Source organism: Shewanella abyssi (assembly GCF_023284025.1).
GTDB lineage: Bacteria > Pseudomonadota > Gammaproteobacteria > Enterobacterales > Shewanellaceae > Shewanella > Shewanella abyssi.
On the sequence record NZ_JAKIKR010000032.1, the window covers coordinates 23,583 to 46,465 of the forward strand.

Consider the following 22,883-nt stretch of genomic DNA (forward strand, 5'->3'; position numbering starts at 1 on the left):
AAACAGTGGAGGGCAAAAATATCTCATACTTACGTTGGAAGCTCTGCGTCAGTAGCACTCGCTAGCCGCCCTTTAAAACCTTTGAGGAACCGCGCTCATTAGCAGAATAGGTCGATTATGCAATATCAAGTAACACTTTCAGGCTCTCTACCGCTTGTCATCATGGGTAAGTTTCCGCCATTATTGCCAGCTAAAATTCTCAATGAATTATCGAAAACAATACAAAAGCCTAAAACAACAATAATAGGACATATTGATGCGCACTATACTTCCAATCTGTGCACTTGCTCTGCTCAGTGCTTGCAGCCAACATACAACAGATGTAGTCACCCCAGAAAAAATCTCCTTTGACGAATCTCGTTTCCGCCAAGACATAAGAGTCCTCGCTTCAGATGAGTTTGAAGGGCGCGCACCAACAACCAAAGGCGAACAGCTAACCTTGGACTACCTTAGCAAGGCATTTGCTGAAATGGGGCTAACCAAGCCCAATGGCAAAGATTACCTGCAAGCGGTACCGATGGTGACTTATACCGCATCAGAACAGCAATCTATCCGTTTCGGTGATATGCAATTACAGCATCGTCAAGATGTGGTTGTAGGCAGTCGTCATGATATTACTAAGGTTGATATTGCTAATGCACCACTAGTATTTGTTGGTTATGGGATCAACGCTCCCGAGTATCAATGGAACGATTACCAAGATGTTGACATGACGGGCAAAATTGCGGTTATTTTAGTCAACGACCCAGGATTTGCTCTACCAACATCAGGAAAATTCGACGGTAAAGCGATGACTTACTATGGTCGCTGGAGTTATAAGTTCGAAGAAGCCAGCCGTCAAGGCGCGTTAGGTGCCATTATCATTCATGATACCAAGCCAGCCTCTTATCCTTGGTCCGTTGTCGAAAGTAGCTGGACTGGTGCACAGCAAGATCTCGTGCGCAGTAAAGAAGAGCAAGCGAAATGGATAGAAGTTGAAGGTTGGATGACCCTTGATGTCGCCAGCAAATTATTTGAAAAAGCAGGTCTTTCTCTAAACACAGTCTCGGATCGCGCCGCGAGTAGTGCTATCAACATAGCGCTTAACCAAACGGCCTCTATCGCGTTCGAGAATAAAACCGAATATGCCAACAGCTATAATGTTGTTGCCACGTTACCAGGTAGCAGCCGTGCTGATGAGCAGATCCTATTTACCGCTCACTGGGACCACATAGGCTTAGACCCCAGCAAAGATGGCGATCAAATTTACAACGGCGCACTAGACAATGCTTCAGGTACGGCGGGTATATTAGAGATTGCCCGCCAATTCGCCAAGCAGGCAAAGAACGGCAATCCACTTGCCCGTTCAGTCACCTTTGTGGCGACGACAGGTGAAGAGCAAGGCTTACTCGGCTCGCGTTACTACGCCTCAAATCCGGTATATCCATTGGAAAAAACCGTTGCCGTCTTTAACTTAGATAGCACCAACATTTATGGTCGCACAACAGATTACACCATCGTAGGTAAAGGTAAATCTGAGTTGGAAAACTATTTAATTGCGGCTGTTGCAGGGCAAAACCGCACAGCAACCAGTGAAAAACACCCAGAGTCTGGCGGCTTCTTCCGCTCTGATCACTTCAGTTTCGCCAAACATGGGGTCCCAGCAGTATTCGCTGGCGGCGGCAGCCAACCGATTGATGAAGCCACAGCGCAATACAAAGTGATGATGAAGCTGAAGATGAAAGGCTGTTATCACAACGTTTGTGACGAGTACCGAGAGGATTGGGACTTGAGTGGGGCGCTAGAAGATTTAGCCATCTACTACAATGCAGCAACAGCATTGGGCAATAATAACGACTGGCCAGGCTATTTCAGCGGTACTGAGTTTCACTCACTTAGGCCCGCAAAAGCTGATAGCAAATAGTCAGTAGCTGTCGATATAACGTATAACGCTCGTAAGCTATCCGCTTGCGAGCGTTTTTTATGGATGACCTTAATCCAAAATGATTTTTCCGCTGCATTAATTAACCCCATCAGTTCATCATTTTGTGCCCAATATCACTAAATTAACCAAATTCCTCTCATTGTTGTCATTATCTGCAGTGCATTATCATATCTCCAGTAGAAGCCGCACTACCCGACATCAAAATAAGGATTACACACCATAACCAGCAACAAGATGAACATTACATAATTTAATAACTAAATTAATAGCGATTAACACAGTCAAAGCAGCGATTCACAGATGAAACTCTATTTTTAGATTTGTGCTTATTCGTTTTCAATGGCAGAGTAATACTCAATTGAGATTAAGACTGACATTTTTTTGGAGTGACCTATGTGTTCAATTTTCGCTATTTTAGATATTCAATCTGACGCAATGCCACTGCGCCAAGTCGCACTCGAAATGTCAAAACTGTTACGTCACCGTGGACCTGATTGGTCAGGGATCTATAGCAGTGATAAAGCCATTCTGGCCCATGAGCGCTTAGCCATTGTCGATATTGAGCACGGCGCACAGCCGTTGCTAAGCCAAGATGAAAGTATTGTTTTGGCTGTCAATGGCGAGATCTATAACCACAAAGAGCTTAAAGCGGAGCTCGGTGATAAATACAGCTATCAAACGAACTCTGATTGCGAAGTCATTCTGGCTCTATATCAGGAATACGGCACGGCATTTTTAGATAAGCTCAACGGCATCTTCGCCTTCGTTTTATACGACAAAGCTAAAGATACTTATCTAATCGGCCGCGACCATATGGGCATCATCCCGCTCTATACGGGTCGTGATAGCGAAGGTAACTTCTATGTGTCTTCAGAAATGAAAGCGCTGATGCCAGTATGTAAAACCGTTGAAACTTTCTCCCCAGGTCATTTTTTATCGAGCGAAATAGGTGAGCTTACTCAATACTATCAACGTGATTGGCGTGAGTTTTCCGCAGTTCAAAACAACCCAGCCAGCAGCGAAGAGGTACGTGAAGCACTAGAAGCTGCCGTTAAGCGTCAATTGATGTCAGATGTCCCCTACGGCGTGCTACTTTCCGGCGGTTTAGACTCATCGGTCATTTCAGCAATTACCCAGACATTTGCCAAGCGACGCATTGAAGATGATGGCGAAACCAGTGCATGGTGGCCGCAATTACATTCATTTGCAGTAGGCCTTGAGGGCGCACCAGATCTTATCGCAGCAAAGAAAGTCGCTGACGTGATAGGTACTATCCACCACGAAATCACCTTTACCTTTCAAGATGGCATCGATGCCATTAAAGATGTGATTTATCATCTTGAAACCTATGACGTGACCACTATTCGCGCCGCGACACCTATGTACCTAATGGCGCGTAAAATTAAAGCCATGGGCATTAAGATGGTGCTATCGGGTGAAGGGGCTGATGAGTTATTTGGCGGCTACTTATACTTCCACAAAGCCCCCAATGCACAAGCCTTTCATGAAGAGCTAGTCCGTAAGCTCGATAAGTTGCACCTATTTGATTGCCTGCGTGCCAACAAAGCCATGGCAGCGTGGGGGCTTGAAGCTCGGGTACCCTTCCTCGACAAAGAGTTTATAGACGTCGCAATGCGTATTAACCCAGAAGCTAAAATGTCAAAAAATGGTAAGATTGAAAAGCACATTTTGCGCAAAGCGTTTGAGCACAAATTGCCAAAAGAAGTTACTTGGCGCCAAAAGGAGCAGTTCAGTGATGGCGTTGGTTACTCTTGGATTGATGGTCTAAAAGAGCATGCTGCCAAGCACGTTGACGATCTGCAACTGGCAAATGCAAAATTTAGGTTCCCGTACAACACGCCAGAGACCAAAGAAGGCTACTTCTATCGTACCTTCTTTGAAGAGCTATTCCCGCTGACCAGCGCAGCTGAAACAGTCCCTGGCGGAAAGTCGGTAGCCTGTTCAACTCCAGAAGCACTAGCTTGGGATGAAAGTCTACAAGGCATCATCGACCCATCTGGACGCGCTGTACAGTCTGTTCACGACAGCGCTTATATAAGCTAATGGGAGTTATTCAATAAAAAGCCACTCGATTGAGTGGCTTTTCTTTCCTTAACAAAAAGTGATTAGCATCGTTAGTTAAGTACTTTTAGTTGATCACCTTTAAGTAATGCTGCTTGTTAATATCGACAATTTCCATGGTCACGCTGCTAACTACATTAGTGATCAGCGAAATAGACTCAAATACCCGCTCAAGCAATAGCGCTTTTTCCTGGTCGCTGCGTCCAGGCATAATGGCCATATGAATATGCACGAAGGTGTTAGCTTCATCTTCACCTACTCTAAAGTGCTCTACGCCATGAGCGCGGGTTTTAACGGCCGTTGCTTCAAATAGGTCGGAATCAATCAAAGCTTGATGTATGGCTTCGACCATCGCTTCTATTGATATAACGTGCTTCAACGGTTTAGCGTACTCGATAACACAATGCGGCATGTTCAGCCCTTGTTTTTATTTATAGTGTTAGTACTCGTTCTTATGCTCGTTATTATTCAGACCATACAGCAAATTCATTCCCATTAGGATCGAGAAAGTGAAATCGACGCCCACCCGGAAACGAAAATATGTCTTTGCTCACCACTCCACCCGCAGCAACAACATTTTGCAATGATAGACTTAAATCATTTGAATAGAGCACCACTAATGGTGAGCCTTTCGCTAAGGTAAAGTCTTGCTCAGACAAGTAAAAACCACCGCTGATCCCGGCATTTAAAAAACAGGTATATTCCGGTCCGTAATCAACAAATTCCCAAGCAAAAACCTGGCTGAAAAAATCCTTGCTCGCCTGAATATTACTCACAGGCATTTCCAAATAGTTAATCGTGTGATGCTGGCTCATCGATGGCTCCCTATAACGAAATTAGCTTTATCGCTAAGACAATATCACGTTCTACCATAAGGCTATAGAACGCTGGCCACAAAAAAGGGAGCCTAAGCTCCCTTTCATCATCTATTACTTGCCATTAACCTAAGTTAAATCAGCCTTGAACCAGCGCCGCAGCTAAGCCTATTAAACCACCAAAAATGCCGCCCCAAACAACGAGCCAACCTAAGTGCTTCTTAATCATGTCTTGCACGATCTCTTTAACCAGCTGAGGTGTTAACTCATTTAAACGCTGGCTGACAATCTCTTCGATTTTAACCCGCATATCATCAATCACATCACTCTGTTCAAGCTCGGCTTTCAGCAATTCATAAAACTGATCTGATTGTGATATGTCACTGAGCGACGCCTTCATTTTATCAATGAAAGGTTCACGCATTGGCTGTATCGCCTCTGTTCCACCAAACATCTCTAACATACCACCGAATGAAGATTGTGAAATAGTGCTAACCAGAGCATCAAAAGCGGGCGAAAGATCGAGTTTTTCAATGACCGGAGCCAAATCAATATGCTTTTCAGCGCCGCCTTGCTGCGACAGGAATCGCTCAATATTTTCTTCGGTAAAGAACTGCTTCATCATTAGATGAGAGATCCCCTCTTTAAACTCTTCAAAACGCGAAGGCACCACACCAGAACCATAAAGCCCGGGCACTTTCTCAAAAAGCATATGGATTGCAAGCCAATTGGTTATTGCGCCAGACAATGCAAACAGCCCTACCGTCAATAAAATGGGCGACGCCAGCAGGTAGCCGGCTAACACCGCTATCGCAGCAATTAAATTGGTAACAACACTTTTATTCAAGCTAATTCCCCATGAGCATGATTGAAAACGGGCTATGTTACCTCCCGTTAAAGACACTAAGCAACACAATAATTTATCCGTTACTACAAATCGAGGCAGACAACGCAATCTTAGAAGCTACACTTATTCAAGCAGTACCTACCAAGGAAAGCTGATGAACCCCACATCAAGCAGTTCGGGCTCTTTGAGTTGGCATGAACTAACCGCCAGCAGCAGTGAAGAAGCGATGGCCTTTTATAGTGAAGTATTTGGTTGGCGATTTAAGCCCATTGTCGTTGCCAATGCCCCCTATCATATTATTATCAATGACGGCATCGATATCGGTGGCATAGTGCAAAGTCCAGCACCTGCAATGCCGAGTAATTGGACCGGATATATCACGGTGACAAATGTGGATGCTGTAGCCGAAAAAGCCCTTGAATTAGGCGCTGACATTCTATTTGGCCCAGAAGATATCGTTGGCATTGGTCGTTTTTGTTGGTTAAAAGATCCCCAAGGGGCCATTATCGCTGCCATCAGTTACCTACAAGCCGCTAAATGATCAATACAGCATTCAATTCACCTTCGTTTAACCGAGCGCAAATCTTTGTATTCAAATGGCAATACGTGAATTTTCGCGTATTCAAATCCATCTAAAAAAGCCTGTTGCTGTGCGTTAACCACAGCCTCCGCGTCACCGCAAAGAAACACCCGATTATGGCGATTAATCGGGTGTTCTTTAGCTGCAAGCTCAAAGGGTTGAATTTGCAAGTAACGCTTATCAACCAAATCAACTTGGGCTTTAGCAGTGATGCAGGCACGATAGTGGACATTTTTATGCGCCAACATCAAGGACAGGGACTTTTTATGAAGGTAAAGCTCATCGACTGTGCGAGCACCATGATAAAGATGGATCTCAGCTTGATGGGACATTGCTAGCGCCTGCTCTACAATACCCATCACAGCGCCGAACCCCGTCCCATGACCTATTAAGATAAGTTTATCCTGTTGGTACGCTGCTTTATAGATACATTGGCCTAAAGGCCCTTGAATGAGGAGCTGCTCACCAATACTGACGGTGCCAAATAGCCAACCGCTCAATAGACCATTATATTTTCGGCTAATGTGCAGCTCAATAACATTGCCATCAAAGACCTTAGCGACTGCATAACTGCGTGTCAGTCCATCAAACCGTCTGAGGTTGATATATTGTCCTGCATAACAATGAAGGTTTTCAGACAACTTAATCAGCACCTTCAGTACACTTTCAGTACACTTTCAGTCAAAAACACTCGCTCAAGCAGCTGCGCGGACACAAACAAGTCTTGCTCAAACACCGTTTTTAGTTTGAGTCCTTCCACCGGTTGGCACTGGCAAGCACAAAGGTAATGATTTGCTTTTAGCCGCGCAGTTAAACCTCGCTGTGATCCCGCACTAAGCTCCCCTGAGACGTGCTGCACCAAGCACGTTTTACAAGCGCCTTTTTTACAGGAATAGTTTATCGAGCTACCACTGCGAATGAGGGTCTCTAGTACTGATTCATCTTCAGCGGAATCAAAAGCTTGGCCATCTAAAAAGAAAGTTGTCATTGGCGAACATTTATTCTCAATTAATAACAAAAAATATTATGATATCAGCCGCACTTCCATAATAATGTAGCTAAAATTATAGAAGCCCACTTCTGCTTTGTAACACTCTTGTGACAATTCAGCATAAACCAAGTTCTCACCAGCTGCAGAAACAGTGCTCATTCATTTAAAAGAAGTTAAGGTCAGCATGCTTATTGCCAAAACACTCACAGGGTTTAGAGATAAATACCGCCAACGACCACGCTATCAGCGCTTGCTCATGCTCGCGGTTACGCTTTATGTTATTTTTACCGCCATTTTAGGCTTGCTAATACCCTATATCGCCGTTAAGCAAGTACCGAAGCAGTTAACAACAATGCTACAGCGCACTGTGACATTAAGCGATGTCCATATAAACCCCTTTACCTTGAAAGTGGCTATCGATCAATTTCAAATACAAGAAGCCAAGACTAACCTAAACAGTAATGAATTTGTTGGGTTTGAACAGCTGACTTTTGAGTTTCGTTTTTGGCATTCTATTTTCAACGGCGCTTTTAGCATTGCCGATGTCACCTTACTAAAGCCGTCTGTCAATGTTGAAAGGCTCAAAGCGGATAACGCTATGACGTTCAACTTCAGCGATATTATCGATACTCTAGCGCAAAATAACGCATCAACCACAGAGCAAACCTCTGCCGCGTCGACTGGTCTGCCACACTTTATGCTGCAGAACTTGGCTATCCTTGATGCTGACTTACGCTTTATCGACAATATCACTCAAGGGAAACTGCTCTACCCACAAGTGAACCTCAATATTAAGTCCTTTGATTCTCAAAATGCCATTGAAGCATCAATGCAGACCCAAAAGGGGGAGCAAAGTAATCACTATGCAATCCATCTTGTCGGTAATAACGGCGGAGAAATTGCGACTCAGGGTATCGTTCAATTAGAACCACTATCAGTTGTAGGTGATATTCAATTAACCAATATCCAACTGCCGCAGTTTTGGTCATTTGTAGATAAGTTGTTTATTGCCAATCTCGCGACGGGTCAACTCAGTGTCGACAGCCAATATCGACTCGAAGAAAAGGCCGACTATTTTCAAGTAACCACCAGTAATGGGGTGGTAAAACTCGAAGGTATCGCCCTTAAAAATAGTGATGCCATTATTGCAACTCTGCCCATTTTTGCGGTTGAAGGCATTCACTTTGATCTACATAAAAAAACAGTAACAGCCGAAAAAATACATTCTCAAGGCTTGGTTGTTAACACGACGCTCGACCAAAAAGGCAGTAACCTACAAAGGCTATTACAACCAAAGCTAGCACAAATATCAACGGCGGCGAAACAGAAAGTTGCGTCTAACAATACTCTTGATAGCAGCAAAGAAAGCTTGCCTTGGACAGCCATTTTAAATGCTATTGAGCTAGAGAATTACCGAGTCAATCTTACCGAGAAAATAGTCACCCAGGGAACCTTGTGGCAGATAAGCGATATTAAGCTGCTTACCGACAAAATTAATGCCGACCTATCAAGCCCGATTGATTACCAACTCTCGCTCAATATTAATCAGCAAGGTGCATTATCATCAAATGGCAGCATCGATATTAAGCAGCAAAAATCAGTTAATCAGCTAGCACTGACAGAGCTAGGCTTAAGCCAGTTTCAGAACTATCTCAGCCCCTATCTCAATATAGATCTAAAAAAGGGTCAGCTCTCTACCCAAGGGACGCTGCTGCTTAACAATGAAGCCGAGCAACTTAGCTATAATGGTGCGATCAACATTGACGACTTGCTCATTAAAGATACGGTGCAAAAAAAGACACTGCTTAAGTGGAAAAGCGTCGATATAAACCAATTTGGCTTCGATAGAGCAGCCAACAGCATTGAAATAGATCATATCGCGCTAAAGCAGCCCTATGGCCGCATCATTATCGCTGAAGACAAAAGCACCAACTTTGGCGAGTTAATGGTCAGTAACAACAAGCAAGTTATTGCCACAGATATGCCCGAAAAGCCACGAGTAGAACAAAAAGTATCAGCGCCATTAACCAGCGAAACAGATAAAGCTAAATCCGCTTCGATGGCAATTAGCATCAATAAAATCAGTATTGAAGACGGTTCTACCTTCTTTGCCGATAATTCACTGACCCCTAACTTTGCCGCCAGTATCGAACAAGTTGATGGGCAAATTACTAAGCTATCATCATCGAGTAAACAGGCAGCATCGGTTGATATAAAGGGTAAGATTGATCGCTATGCTCCGGTCACATTAAAAGGCGATATCAACCCCTTACTCGAACAACCATTTTTAGATTTAGCACTGGGCTTCAAACATGTAGAGCTCACCTCAGTAAACCCTTATTCGGGAACTTACGCGGGTTACTATATTGATAAAGGCCAATTATCGTTAGATCTTAAATACCGACTCGAGAACAACCAATTGGTGGGCGAGAATCACTTAGTGGTCGATCAACTGCAACTGGGTAAGCCAAGCAACAGTAGCTTAGCAACCACCTTGCCTGTCACTCTCGCTATCGCCCTCTTACAAGATAGGCATGGCGTTATTGATTTAGGCTTACAAGTATCGGGGGATTTAGACGAGCCAAGTTTCAGTGTCGGCAGTATTGTGATGACCGCATTTACAAACATCATCACCAAAGCCGTTACCGCCCCCTTTTCACTGCTAGCCAATTTATTGGGCGGCGATGATGATGAACTCGATAAAGTAAACTTTTCAGCAGGTACCGCTGAGCTAGACGAAAATGCCAAAGCAACCTTAGAGATGCTCGCCAAGGGCTTAGCCGATAGACCTATGCTAAGATTGAATGTAGAAGGTGCCGTTAATGTCGCTGAAGACAATCGTGCATTGGCCGAAATGCAATTACGACAAAAGCTTGCGCAGTTAGCTCAAATAGAGATTGACCAGATGCCAGCGGCGTTAACCGCCAGTACTTATCCAACATCAGGCGCATTATCTGCTGCGCTAAAATTACTTTATGAAACTGAAATTGCCGGTCTGGCCATGGATGTAAAAATAGCAATTGCAGCCGATCACCAAGGCGATAATGCTCTGACCGCTGAGGAGTTAGCGACCCGTTGGCATATTGCATTATACAATTTCAGCTTAGGCGGTCAGCGGATCTCTAATGATGCATTAGGCGATCTAGCACAGCAGCGAGCCATAGCAGTGAAGACTTTCTTAGCAGACAATAAAACCGTTGCCCCTGAAAGAGTCTTTTTGCTCGATAGCAAAGTCGATCTAAATACCGGCGCCAGCCAAGCGTTAATGACGTTAACGGCTAACTAATACTGATTAGAACTTAACGGCAAGACGTATAATATTAGGCACCTAAGCTCAGGATCTTGAGTTTAGGTGCCTTTTTATGATTTCTTTCAAACAACAGACACAGTACAACAGCAATTAACTAAGTAACACCTAGCGGTTACCCCGACAAAACCCTTAGCTAAGGTATTATTTTACAATGTAATCACGGACTCCACGTTTTAAAGGATTAAGATTTATGCTCCTCGCCCTTATAAGTCAGCCGACTTCGCCAAATGCACACTTAGCCATCAGTGAATTACTGTCAACATTCACCAGTACCACGCCGAAAATAGGTTACATCGCATCAATGCCTGATCCACAGCGCGAATATTACCAACAAAGCCAACAACTTTATGCTGAGCTCAATGCTGAGATGACGGTTTATTTAGAGCTTGAGTCAGAGTTTAGTCAGCAAGCACTTGATACCCTATTAACCTGTGATGTTATTCATCTTTCAGGTGGCGACACACAGCGGTTTTTGCAAGCGATAAAGCAGCGACAACTCATTGAGCCTCTTAAAGAGTTTGCCGTGAATGGCGGTGCAATAGTGGGAGTGAGCGCAGGTGCAATGTTGTTAACACCGTCAATCGCCAGTGCCGTACTTTGTGGCGACCAAATAAAAGGGCCGCACGCCGCGCTCACAGCATTAAACCTGGTCCCCTTTCATATAGTGCCACACTTTGAAATAGCTCAATTAAACCATGCCAATTTCAACCAACAGCTTAGATCACTTAAAAGTGCTGCGTACCTCTGTGGTGACGATGACGCGCTGTTACTCGCAGGGGATAAATTAGTGATATTCGGCCAACCGCGGTTAGTTAAAAATTAGTGTTAAATAAACGATTTCTAATCAAGGCTGTTAACCCAGCAGCGCATGGGGTAAAATCTTCGCGGATCAAAACACATTAAGGGCAGTAAATGTTTGTTATTCGTTGGGTGCTAGGCCGGATCATTTTGTTTTTTAACTTTATTTTCACTCCAAAAAAGCTTAAGCGTCCTATCGCTGAACAGCAAAAAGTAGATGATGCCACTAAAAATATGACCATCTACGAGTACAAAGCTTGTCCTTTCTGTGTGAAAGTGCGCCGCTCACTGCGCCGTCAAGGTCTTAACATAGTGACCCTTGATGCAAAGCAGGAGCCACATAAAAGCACTTTACTTACCGAGGGTGGTAAGTTGCAGGTACCTTGCATGAAAGTTGAAGATGCAGGCCAAGCTATTTGGATGTATGAGTCATCTGAGATCATCGGCTTCTTAGATAAGAAGTTTGCCTAAGCGCCAAAGCGTTTTGCAAGTGAGATTAAAAAGGTAGCCTATGAGCTACCTTTTTTTGTTTGGGTTATTGCAATCAGCGGCAATAAGCTGCACATCAGCGAGTTATCGATGCAAGCTCGACTCGACTCATAGCCGCCAAGCCATTTTAGATCTACGCTCACTATACTTAAGCCGATTAACTACCCCCCCCTATAATGAGCAGCTATAGTCATTCAGCTAATTTTCTTATCAATGTTTATATACAACAGAGCAGTCGACTTTAAACTTAGCCATATTGTACCTAGTTGGTTTTTTCCGCCCATTGGAATGATTGTTGCTGAGATCTAGCTTTTTCTACAAGACGAACTATTCCAAGTGCAATACCACTGGATTGCCAACGCGATTGTTAACTTCGGTATGCTGAGTTAGCATATTACTAACATTAGCGATATTAATGAGCAGTATTATTTATTTAGCCTTCTTTAACTTATTAAAGCTGCATTCACCTTCTCAATGGTTATTGGTGCAACGGCTATGTTTAAAACGGTTACTTGGTTATTAACTCCTACGGAGAAAGCAAGATTACTGTTAACTTATATAAAAATTTTAATTAATAGCCGCAACTATTATTGCTACTTACGTCACAGTGAGACCTTTAAGCCGCTACAAGCCAAACTTAGCGAACAAAAATAAAGCTATTCCCGCAAATAAATTAGCTATTCCGCCCTGTAAAAAATGATTTCAGCCCTCTGAAGTCATAAATAAAAGCGCATGTAACACCATATGTACGCAACAAATCAATAAATACAATGGCTACAGCAGTGTGATCCAGCTCTCTATTCTCATTATTTATTTACTAATTAAAAACTTTTAAACACCTTTCAATGTTAAGTGTGCGTTAATTAATATCGCGTACCGAGCTTACATCAAGATCCCCTAGGCGCAACATGTAAATAACAAGCTAGCCATTTGTAGTTTATTAATTAACCCAGAGTTACCAATATTACAAATTACAACCTTACAAGTAAACAAAATGTAACCATACTGATAATTACTATGTGATAAGAATAGTACCTCAAGCTGACCTTTAAGCTGAAAACCCTGTGATGAGCATGTTGCCACAGTTATTTTATTATGGTTTTATCCAACTGAGAAATGCTTTTTTATTTACATTCTCGCCACCTAAAAAAGACAAAGCTAATTAAAATAAAACATATAACTAATATAGGTTCCAAGGGAGTAATACAATGCACGTAAATTTGAAGTTGGCCAAAGCGATACGCTTTGCGTTAGTAAGTGGTGCTGCTGCAACTGCCGCGCTTAGCTCGCCAGTTGTTCTTGCGGCAGACGCTGAGGAAATGGGAAATGTTGAACGCATTCAAGTTACCGGTTCTCGTATCAAAAGAACCGATATGGAAGGCTCTTCACCTGTCACAACGATTACAGCAGCGGATATGGAAAAAACGGGCGAAATGTCAGTTGCAGACGTATTACGCCGCAGCAACTTGAACACATTTGGTTCAACCGCTGAATCATCAGGTAGTTCATGGCAGAGTCAATCCAATATTTCGTTACGTGGCGCCGGTGCAGATAGAACCTTGGTGCTATTAAATGGCAAACGTATGCCTGGCTCACCAACAATGGGTGGCACAGCCGTAAACCTGAATACTATTCCAACTGCTGCAATTGAGCGTATTGAAATTTTGTCTGATGGTGCTTCTGCGGTTTATGGTTCAGATGCGGTTGCCGGTGTAGTAAACATCATCACTAAGAAAGATTATGAAGGATTAGAAGTTTCAGCATCTGGTAGCCTTCCTGAACAAGATGGTGGTGAAGAATGGAAAGCCCATGTTATCGGTGGCACAAGCAGCGATAAAGGTAGCTTAACATTCTCGTTTGAACACCAAAGTCGTGAAATCATTTACCAAGCAGATCGCTGGTTCTCAAGTTCAACTAATCTAGGTGCGTCTGATTTAACAGACACTACAGGTGTTTCAACTTACGCAAGAAACTTCCGTGATCTTGACACCGGCACATTCAGCCCAATGGCAGCCTGTGACAATGAAGACATGGCCAATGGTGGACAAATATACAGCTATAAAGATGGCTATGCATGTGGTTACGACTACACTGCTGAAGCCGCCGATCACGCTGGCCGTGATTACACCGCTGGCTATATATCAGCTAACTATGAGTTAACTGACGAAATTATTTTTGAAGGCCAAGGGCTTTTCTCTCGTAATGAAACATTTGGTCGCTATGCACCCGCTGCAGGCTACTTCACTGTCGGTGCTGGTCAAGTTGAAATTCTGACTTCAGACGGAAATGGTGGTTTTACATCAGGCCTGAATGAAAAAGCAGGTCGTGCATACTATCGCTTTACTGATGTGGGTACTCGTGACTCAACCACTATCGATTACAGCACCGACATTCAAATTGGCTTGGTTGGCGAGCATGATGACTTTGGTTGGGATGTGACATACCACTACAACTTAGCTGAAAACAGTAACTATGGTTCTGGCTATGTACATCGCCCTACTGTTGAAGCGTTAGTTGAAAGTGGTGAGTTCAACTTCGGTCCAGAAGGTAATAGTGATGAGGTTATCGCTGCTATTTCCCATGATACTCTTGCACAAGATACGATGGACTTCCAAAGCCTAAACGCTGGCATAAACTTTGAAGTAATTGAGCTTCCAGCAGGTATAGTTGGTTGGTATATTGGTACTGAATTTTCACAGTATAAATATGTATCTCACTATGATGCAGAGTCTTCTGCGGGCGAAGTTATTGGCTCATCAGGTGGTGGTTCGGCCGGTGATCGTGATGTGTTTGCATTCTTCGCTGAATCGATCATTCCAGTTACTGATGATTTAGAATTAAACGTAGCCTTCCGTTATGATGACTATTCAGATTTCGGTACTGCAACAACGCCTAAAGTGGCACTACGCTATCAGGTATTGGATGATGTAGTACTTAGAGCGTCATGGGGACAAGGTTTCCGCGCTCCTGCTTTATCTGATTTGTATTCACCAAACTCATTCAGTGCTGATGATGCTACTGATTATCGCTACTGTGATATAAACGGCATTTCGACCGGTGATTGCAAAGAAGAACAGTATGATGTAACAAGAACATCTAATGAAAATCTTAAGCCTGAAACTTCTGATTTTTACAATTTAGGTGCCATTTGGAACATTACAGATAATTTCAGCACTAAAGTTGAATACTACAACCTAAGTATTGATGATGTAATCACATTCATCTCTTTAAACTCTTTATTAAGAGAAGAGCAAAACGTCGGTTACGGTAACACAAGTGGTGAACTTGTTCGTGCTGGTGACAGTGCCGATGGCGCGCTAATTGAAGCCACTACCCCACTTGTTAACGGTAATGGTTTTGATACAACAGGTATCGATTTCAACCTAACATACACTGGCTTTGAAACTGCTGTCGGTGATTTTGGTTCAACATTCGATCTTACCTATGTGCTTTCCTATGAAGATGAAGAATACTTTGATGGCCCTGTGAATGACATGGCTGGTCGTAATGGCTTACCTGAATACCGCTTTACATGGGTAATTGATTGGTCATATGGCGATCACAACGCATCACTTCTCACTCAATACATTGACGGCCAAGCTGAAAATACTGATCCAAATACCTATGAGAATATAGGTAGCTTGGACTCTCAAACCACATTCGATGCTAGTTATTCCTATATGACTGACTGGAATGGTAAGTTTAATGTAGGTGTTCGTAATATAACTAACGAAGACCCAGTATTAGATTCTTACTTAAATTATGACGCTGCATTGTATAACTTATATGGTCGTACTTACACAGCAAGTTATACGCAAAAATTCTAAGTTGATTAGAGTTCCAAAGTAGAGTGATTATGTACATTAAGCCAGTTGGTAGCCCAACTGGCTTTTTATTTAATGTCTCGCCCTGATCTGTTATCGCAATATGCTAACTTTTCATCGAAAGACCTCGAAACCTTAACGTAACACTATAAGAAATTAACTAAACCCCAAGTAGTGAGCAGTGATGACAATCACACTGGACACACAAAACAGCGCCACCATAAAGCGCCAGATAAACTTAAGCCACTGCCCCCAATCCACTCGGCACACCCCGAGCGTGGCCATAAGCGATGCTGACGTTGGCACTAATACATTGGTAAAACCATCACCTAATTGAAAGGCTAGCACGGCGACTTGACGGGTAACCCCAACGATATCAGCTAAAGGTGCCATCAAAGGCATAGTCAAGGCGGCTTGACCTGAACCCGAGGTCACAAAAAAGTTAAATACCGATTGAAACAGCAGCATAAACCAAGCCGACATCACACTTGGTAATTGACCGATAAACTCACCAGACACACTCAACATGGTGTTCAACACACTTGGATTCGCGGCATTACTGCCCCCTAACAACAGTAAAATCCCTGATGCACAACCCACTAATACCGCAGGTTCCAACATTGTTGCAGCGCCTTGTTTAAAGCTCACTGCAACCTTATTAACGCTCATGTTGTTAAGCTTAAACACCACCCCTATGATACCGACGATGATCCCCATGGTAAAAAATTGACTGGCTATTTCAGGAATAAACCACGCTTTGGCGATCACCCCCCAGATTATCCACGCTATCGTCGCTACAATCGTCAATAGCACCAATATATCACCCACATTAAAACGGCTATCAAGCTTTGACTCACTGGCATTGTCACGAAAATATTGGTCACTACTGTGACTATAAGAAAGCGTTGGCTTGGCTTTAATTTTTGCGGCATAACGCATAGTGAAAACCAAGCCCATTAAGGTGAAGCCGAGCCACATCACGACGCGCATGCTTGAACCCGACAAAACCGGCACATCTGCAATACCTTGTGCAATCGCAACACTAAAAGGGTTCATCCAGGAACTGGCGAAACCAATTTGGGTCGCCACATAGGTCACCATCACAGTGGTAATGCCGTCATAGCCAAGCCTTATCATTAATGGGCAAATAATTATCGCGAAAGCAATGGCCTCCTCCCCCATGCCAAAAACAGCGCCGCCTAAGGAGAACAGGCTGAATATCACTGGAATAAACAGAGTTTCGTTGCCACGGGTTTTATCGATTAACTTTAATATGCCGTTATCAATGGTGCCTGTTGCCATCACAATGCCAAAAGCGCCGCCGATGACGAGCATGAACATGATGACGCCAATCGCACTGCCCCATTTGGACCCAGAGACCAGCCCCTCAAACGCAAAATTAAAGAAGCCCGCGCCGCCGCCTCCTTCGAATAAGCTGACGGGGTTAAGTATGGGCTCACCACTTTCATCTACTTCATATGCAAAGGAACTTGGGTCGATAACACTACGGCTCTTCTCCACGCCATCAATAACGTAACTGACCTCTTGGGTTTGAAACGAGCCAACGGGGATAAAATAGGTCAGCAGCGCCGCAGCAAGTGCTACAAAGAAAATAATGACTAAGGTATCTGGCATCTGCCAAGATCTGTTCAGCGTATGATCACTACTGTTATTAAGCTCTGATGCGGGTGCGGGAATGGGATTGAGTTGGTTCGACGAAGAAACTGGATTCATTTTGCTGCCATATTATTGTTATATGGCAGCAAATATAAACCAATGTTGGGGCTTTATCTACGCATCAGCAGCGTAGTTATCTGCAATTGACTAATACATTATCATGCCGTCGAATGCGCTTGCGCAAAATAGCGAGCTAATTGTTGGACTATTAGCATGCAAATTAATGAACATAACAAAGCCGGCACTATCGGATGGATCTGATATGGCAAAGGTGTTTGGCTTTGCATTAAAAGATAACTCAACATGCCACTCACCATTGCAGCAAGTGCACTATTCCCAGTGATTGAGGGCCAATAGAGCCCTGCGATAATCGGCCACAAAAATACCGCTTGCAAGGCACCAAATGCCGCTAAGTTAATCCAAACAATCATATCCGGTGGGCTCAATGCAAAGTAACAAGCACTGAGGGTGATAATAAGCATCACTAACCGAGTCAACCAGACTTGCTTAGACCCGGTTAGACTTGGCAACACTTTAACCACTCCATCGCGAACAATACTGCTTGCTGATTGCAGTAACATCGAGTCAACCGACGACATCACCGCTGCAATGGGTGCGGCCAGCAGTGTTCCGGCTATTAACGGCGGTAATAAACCCGACATGAGCATTGGCATGATCTTATCTGGTACGGTTAAATCGGGAAATAACGCACGGCCAAGCACGCCACATAAATGCGGTATAAGCGTCATCAAGAAACAGATGATAGTCCCCCAAATAATGCCCGTTTTTAGTGAGGCTTTGTCTTTAACGGCCAACAGTCGCACCACGGTATGAGGCAAGCCCATAGTGCCAAAACAGATTAATAACCAAAACGACAACATCATTGGCCAAGATAAAAAGCCATCAATGCTGTGGGGAGTAAATAGCGCCGGAGTTTGCTGCGATAGCTGCTGCATCTTCTCGGATAATTCGGGTTGCGATAATATCACCAGCAACAAAATAAACAGCCCTAACAACATCACAATCCCTTGCAAGGCGTCAGTCATGACTACCGCCCTAAATCCCCCCGTTAGTGTATAGGCCAATACCGTGCCAACAAAGATAACTAAGCCAAGCTCATAGCTTATTCCCGTCACCCCAGAGAGTAACCTAGCTCCGCCAATGAATTGAACGGATATCATGGCAATAAAACCGACCACCAAGCTCACCATGGCAAAAGTACTTAAGTATCGATTTTGAAAACGCGCATCCAACCACTCAATGAGCGTTGCATGTTGATGTCGCCTTATCGCCAAAAAGCGACTCCCCAGCACGCCTAAGGTTAACAGCACCACTGGCACTTGGATCAGGGCTAACCACACCCAGCCAAGCCCATACTTATAAGCCGCGCCAGAGCCACCGATAAATGACCCCGCACTGGTATAAGTGGCCACTAATGTTAACGCCAGCAACGGCCCACCGAGAAATGTGCCTCCAATAAAAAATCGCTTAGCCTTGTCAGTATGCAGTCCATTGCTCTCATCGGTTTTACGTGATTGACGAGCACTCCAAAGCCGCGTCATTAATAAGCTCAGTGTTAGGTAAAGCAAAACGGGGAATAAGCTAGTCACGGGTATCACCTAATGCTCTTACTAAAACAATAATGAGCAGCAGAGGTGCCAGAATGCAGGAAAACCAAAACCAAATAGGTAAGCTAAACCAGTAGCCTTGGTCTGCTAACAACACAGGTCCTAGGCACCATAAAACAAAATAACCAAGGGTCAATAACAATGCAGTGGTTGATAACGATCTCATGAAAGCACAGCCTGAGTTAACGATAAAATAGGGGATAATACTAAAAACAGCTGCTGCCGATTCTAATCAATATTGGCTATCGGCACCAGTCGGATAGACGAGTTAGTAAACCCTGATCTTGATAAATGTTTAAACCGATAATCTACAGCTGTAAAAACACTCAATATAAAACCGTTAAAAATACAACTAGCTAACTTTAGTCTACGATAAAACACACACAAAATTAATCAAGCTGATCTATTTCGGTGCACACTATATATAGAAGGGTGAGCAGCCTCTAAGTTCTTCTATTAGTTAACCAACTTTGCTTGTTTAGCTCAAGATCTCCCCCTAAAATCAGATTTATAAACCATCAATTAAATTGATAGTTTCCATTTAACGATTTTTTAGTTAGGGAAAACAATACCCATAATGAAGTACTCTCTTAAGCAGATCATAGTTTTTGATGCCGTTGCCAGTTTAGAAAGCGTCAGCGCGGCTGCGAGAAAATTGTCTATGACACAATCGGCTGTGAGTATGTCGCTGGGACAGTTAGAGAATTTGCTTGATCGGCCACTCTTCATTCGCCAAGGAAACCGACTTACCTTAAGCCATTGGGGCAACTGGCTCAGGCCCAAGGCCCGACGTTTATTACAAGACGCACAACAGATAGAATTAGGTCTTCACGAACAGCACCTTATCAGTGGAAGATTTAGAATTTGTTCGAGTCAAACAGCTGCAGAGCATCTGCTTCCTGAGCTTATCAGTAAAATTGATGCTGACTTCCCAGAACTTCGAATTGACTTAACGGTAGAGAACACCGAAAACGTGATCGAAGGCCTACTTAATTACGAATACGATTTTGGCATAATCGAAGGTCGAAACGATGATAGCCGACTCCACCAAGAACAATGGCTAGATGATCACCTGGTGGTGGTTTCATCGCCGCATCACCCATACGCAAAATCCAAATCAGCCAGCTTAGCGCAACTAGAACAAGCTAAATGGGTGCTTCGCGAGCAAGGTGCCGGTACTCGGCGTATTTTCGAAGGTGCTATTCATGGGATTATTGAAAAACTGCATGTGTGGAAGGAGTATGAGTATGTATCAGTGCTCAAGGCTCTGGTTAAAAATGGCCCTTATTTAAGCAGTCTGCCCTACTTAGATGTAGAGAAAGAGATTGCTAATGGCGAGTTGGTTGTTCTATTAACACCTGAATTAAATATGCAGCGTCATCTTTCCTTTGTTTGGCGCAATGATTCAGGGGAAAACCCCTTAAGAGACTGCGTGATCACTGAAGCTAGGCGCCTAAGTCGTCACAAGCTTGTATCGAAAAATAGCCGTTAACGACTAACAGGTGCAATGCCACATTGCACCTGTTAACCAGTGCCAACTTAGAACTTGTACAGCTCACATATTTTTTGGCTGATATCTTCTCGTGTGATAACCCCGCATAACACGCCCTCATCTACCACAGGGAAGACACTCGGCTTGCTGGCGTTTGCCCCACGCAGACGCTCTTCATAACTTTTAAAGGTGTTTCCTATCAACATACCGCTATCACTCACAGGGAATAGCTTATTTCTATCTACCACCATTAACTCAATCAAATCAGCGACAGCATCCAAAGGCGTGACAGTTAATACTTGCGTTTGCATTAAGTCACCCACTTTATAGCCAATACCGCGGACAAACTCCTCAGACCACAAACTGCGTAATAGGTCCTGCTGTGAAATAAACCCTAGTAGCTGCTGCTTGTCGTTTACCACCGGCGCGCCGCGACTAGCAGCGTCTGACAGTCGTTTAAGCCCTTCATAGACAGATAGATCGGCAGTCAGTGTGAATGGAGTTGGGTTCATGAGATCGCTTACGTTTAGTCTTTGAATTGTTTTTGGCATTGTTTTTACTCCGGGAAAAGGTTGAGAACGGCTATTGTTCTGAATAAGTGCAGTTTGAGGATCTGTTTGCTTTGCTAATGGGGTGTCGATTTGACTATCGAGAGTCGATAACGAAATGACTTCCGCTAGGCTGCCCCCTTTATTTGAACGTGGTTTCTTTTGGTATGTTGTTGGCTTAGCTTTTTCTATTAACCAATATCCCAAGCCCACAAATAGACCACCACCGACAATATTGCCCAGCGTGACTGGAATTAAATTATTGATAACAAAATGACTGACAGTAAGATCTGCAAATTGGTTTTGCGTTACATTCAGTGCTTCGAACCAGCTAGGCTCTGAGAATTGGGCAATAACAATCCCTAATGGCACCATAAACAGATTAGCAATGCTGTGTTCAAAGCCACTGCTGACAAACATGGCAACTGGCAACATCAACAAAATGGCTTTAGTTAATGCGTCTTTACTGGCGAATGTCATCCAAACGCCAAGGCAAACCAGCATGTTACACAACATACCCAGTACAAATGCTTGCCACCAACCGTGGTGTAGCTTGTGTTGCGCAATATTAAGGGCGTTGAGTCCCCATTGCCCGTCGTTCAAATGTTGCATGCCGGCAATGACGATCATGGCCAACATCAGCATCGCTCCGACAAAGTTTCCTGCGTAGACTCGCAGCCAGCATTTAAGCAGCTCTTTACTTGATACTTTTCTCTGTGCCCAGGCCACACTGCTCAACACGGTGCTGGTAAATAGCTCACCACCACAGATCACCACCAGCATTAAACCAAGGCTAAAAGCTAGTCCCCCGGCGAGCCTAATAAGTCCCCATGGCCCACTGTTCCCAGTGGTGACCGTAATATAGAATACAAATGCCAACGCAATAAATGCACCAGCAAAAATTGCCAAACCAAAAGATTGCCAAGTCGCTTTGATCACTTTATCTGTACCGTACCCCTCAGCCTGCTGGTACAAACTCGGCATTGCCGCATTAATGGGCCCTGCTGTTTGCTCCGTTTGTCGGGTTAAAGGGATGAGGTTTGCTTGACTATGTCCAGTCATTCTTCCCCCTAGCCTTTACGTCACTAAGCTTAATACGCCCTACATTCATTAAATTCTCCTGTTAGTCGATAACTGCGCTCGCTCTAACAGCAAAATTAACCCAACTTCCAAGGCAATGAAATCTGATAATAATGATGGTTAACATCATTATTATTGATATTAAAAAGCAAGGAGATAGAGTTGTTAAATTTAGAAGGTCGACACAAAACGAGCTATAAGTACCTGTTTTTAAAATAATTTAACATATCTACGTGTTATTTTAAAGAGGCTGATAAAGATCAGCGACGAAGGTGAAGAGACTCCACGACCGATGATTATCGATTAACAAGGGGATGAATAAATGGTTAAGCAGTACTATCAATTCACTTGATTTGAGTTAATTGATAGTAAATATAGAAGTGATTGTGCGACTACAGCGATCTCTTAAGCGCTCCCGCGCCTGCAAACAAAAAGATCCAGATCACACTAAGCTTTAAGTTTGGTGTGACAAACGCCACATTATTGTGACCACGGATGCAACACCACAATAAATGTTTACTGATGGTCATAAATCAGACGTTTTTGTCGTGTTTATTGATCTAGACACTAAGGCAAATTACATGCCTATTATTAGATTATTTAGTCATCACTGTATAAGTTGTTAAGTTGATCTCAAATTATCTAAACAGCACATTCAATAACTTTGATACTTGGTGTTGTACCTTGGTGACTATGTTAATATCTTTAAGGTAAATTGGTCTGACCAATTTATAGAGTGTAATGGAATACTACTGTAACCGGCATTTAGCGGCAAAAATGGCTGATAATTTACGGTTA

Annotated in this window: 17 protein-coding genes; 8 read left to right on the plus strand and 9 right to left on the minus strand. The window is 43.5% G+C overall.

The window, feature by feature from the left end; translation table 11 throughout:
* Positions 1-256: 256 nt before the first annotated feature.
* Complete coding sequence (locus L2755_RS14085) at positions 257-1,903, plus strand: M28 family metallopeptidase (RefSeq protein ID WP_248981322.1); 1,647 nt, start codon at positions 257-259, stop codon at positions 1,901-1,903.
* Positions 1,904-2,317: 414 nt separating this feature from the next.
* Positions 2,318-3,988 (plus strand): asparagine synthase B, encoded by a 1,671-nt coding sequence (gene asnB, locus L2755_RS14090; RefSeq protein WP_248981323.1) that lies wholly within the window; start codon positions 2,318-2,320, stop codon positions 3,986-3,988.
* Positions 3,989-4,073: 85 nt separating this feature from the next.
* Here the strand turns inward: asnB and L2755_RS14095 are convergent, their stop codons facing one another.
* The 3 genes from L2755_RS14095 to L2755_RS14105 all read right to left on the minus strand — a co-directional run bounded on the left by L2755_RS14095 (position 4,074) and on the right by L2755_RS14105 (position 5,668).
* Complete coding sequence (locus L2755_RS14095; protein ID WP_248981324.1) at positions 4,074-4,418, minus strand: 5-carboxymethyl-2-hydroxymuconate Delta-isomerase; 345 nt, start codon at positions 4,416-4,418, stop codon at positions 4,074-4,076.
* 52 nt (positions 4,419-4,470) lie between these two features.
* Positions 4,471-4,821, minus strand: a complete 351-nt coding sequence (locus L2755_RS14100) for a VOC family protein (protein WP_248981325.1) — start codon at positions 4,819-4,821, stop codon at positions 4,471-4,473.
* Positions 4,822-4,960: 139 nt separating this feature from the next.
* Positions 4,961-5,668: a DUF445 family protein gene (locus tag L2755_RS14105; RefSeq protein ID WP_248981326.1), complete on the minus strand. Its 708-nt coding sequence runs from the start codon at positions 5,666-5,668 to the stop codon at positions 4,961-4,963.
* 154 nt (positions 5,669-5,822) lie between these two features.
* Between L2755_RS14105 and L2755_RS14110 the strand changes: the two genes are divergently transcribed.
* Complete coding sequence (locus L2755_RS14110; protein WP_248981327.1) at positions 5,823-6,209, plus strand: VOC family protein; 387 nt, start codon at positions 5,823-5,825, stop codon at positions 6,207-6,209.
* 17 nt (positions 6,210-6,226) lie between these two features.
* Here L2755_RS14110 and L2755_RS14115 read toward each other — a convergent pair whose 3' ends face one another.
* Together L2755_RS14115 and L2755_RS14120 are read right to left on the minus strand one after the other, a co-directional pair.
* A complete protein-coding gene (locus L2755_RS14115; RefSeq protein ID WP_248981328.1) occupies positions 6,227-6,889 on the minus strand; it encodes an FAD-binding oxidoreductase in 663 nt (220 codons plus the stop codon).
* Between the two features lie 14 nt (positions 6,890-6,903).
* On the minus strand, positions 6,904-7,236 hold the full coding sequence (locus L2755_RS14120) for a 2Fe-2S iron-sulfur cluster-binding protein (protein ID WP_248981329.1): 333 nt from the start codon (positions 7,234-7,236) through the stop codon (positions 6,904-6,906).
* Positions 7,237-7,423: 187 nt separating this feature from the next.
* Between L2755_RS14120 and L2755_RS14125 the strand changes: the two genes are divergently transcribed.
* The 4 genes from L2755_RS14125 to L2755_RS14140 all read left to right on the plus strand — a co-directional run bounded on the left by L2755_RS14125 (position 7,424) and on the right by L2755_RS14140 (position 15,663).
* Positions 7,424-10,525 (plus strand): DUF748 domain-containing protein, encoded by a 3,102-nt coding sequence (locus L2755_RS14125; RefSeq protein ID WP_248981330.1) that lies wholly within the window; start codon positions 7,424-7,426, stop codon positions 10,523-10,525.
* 214 nt (positions 10,526-10,739) lie between these two features.
* Entirely contained in the window at positions 10,740-11,372 is a 633-nt protein-coding gene (locus tag L2755_RS14130; protein ID WP_248981331.1) for a Type 1 glutamine amidotransferase-like domain-containing protein, read from the plus strand.
* An 89-nt stretch (positions 11,373-11,461) separates the two neighbouring features.
* Positions 11,462-11,818 carry a glutathione S-transferase N-terminal domain-containing protein gene (locus tag L2755_RS14135; protein WP_202285230.1) on the plus strand — a complete coding sequence of 119 codons (357 nt, stop codon included), beginning with the start codon at positions 11,462-11,464 and terminating at the stop codon, positions 11,816-11,818.
* A gap of 1,226 nt (positions 11,819-13,044) precedes the next feature.
* Positions 13,045-15,663 (plus strand): TonB-dependent receptor, encoded by a 2,619-nt coding sequence (locus L2755_RS14140; RefSeq protein ID WP_248981332.1) that lies wholly within the window; start codon positions 13,045-13,047, stop codon positions 15,661-15,663.
* Between the two features lie 153 nt (positions 15,664-15,816).
* Here the strand turns inward: L2755_RS14140 and yfcC are convergent, their stop codons facing one another.
* From yfcC to L2755_RS14155, 3 genes are all read right to left on the minus strand, one after another.
* Complete coding sequence (gene yfcC / locus L2755_RS14145; RefSeq protein WP_248981343.1) at positions 15,817-17,295, minus strand: putative basic amino acid antiporter YfcC; 1,479 nt, start codon at positions 17,293-17,295, stop codon at positions 15,817-15,819.
* A 200-nt stretch (positions 17,296-17,495) separates the two neighbouring features.
* Positions 17,496-18,947, minus strand: coding sequence for a sodium/pantothenate symporter (panF, locus tag L2755_RS14150; protein WP_248981333.1), 1,452 nt, complete (start codon positions 18,945-18,947; stop codon positions 17,496-17,498).
* Positions 18,940-19,131, minus strand: a complete 192-nt coding sequence (locus L2755_RS14155; protein ID WP_248981334.1) for a YhdT family protein — start codon at positions 19,129-19,131, stop codon at positions 18,940-18,942. The genes panF and L2755_RS14155 overlap by 8 nt, the downstream gene beginning before the upstream one ends.
* 411 nt (positions 19,132-19,542) lie before the next feature.
* Between L2755_RS14155 and L2755_RS14160 the strand changes: the two genes are divergently transcribed.
* The gene (locus L2755_RS14160) at positions 19,543-20,457 is read left to right on the plus strand and encodes a LysR substrate-binding domain-containing protein (RefSeq protein ID WP_248981335.1); all 915 of its coding nucleotides are present in this window, start codon (positions 19,543-19,545) and stop codon (positions 20,455-20,457) included.
* 47 nt (positions 20,458-20,504) lie between these two features.
* Here the strand turns inward: L2755_RS14160 and focA are convergent, their stop codons facing one another.
* Positions 20,505-22,067 (minus strand): formate transporter FocA, encoded by a 1,563-nt coding sequence (focA, locus tag L2755_RS14165; RefSeq protein WP_428847799.1) that lies wholly within the window; start codon positions 22,065-22,067, stop codon positions 20,505-20,507.
* Positions 22,068-22,883: the final 816 nt, after the last annotated feature.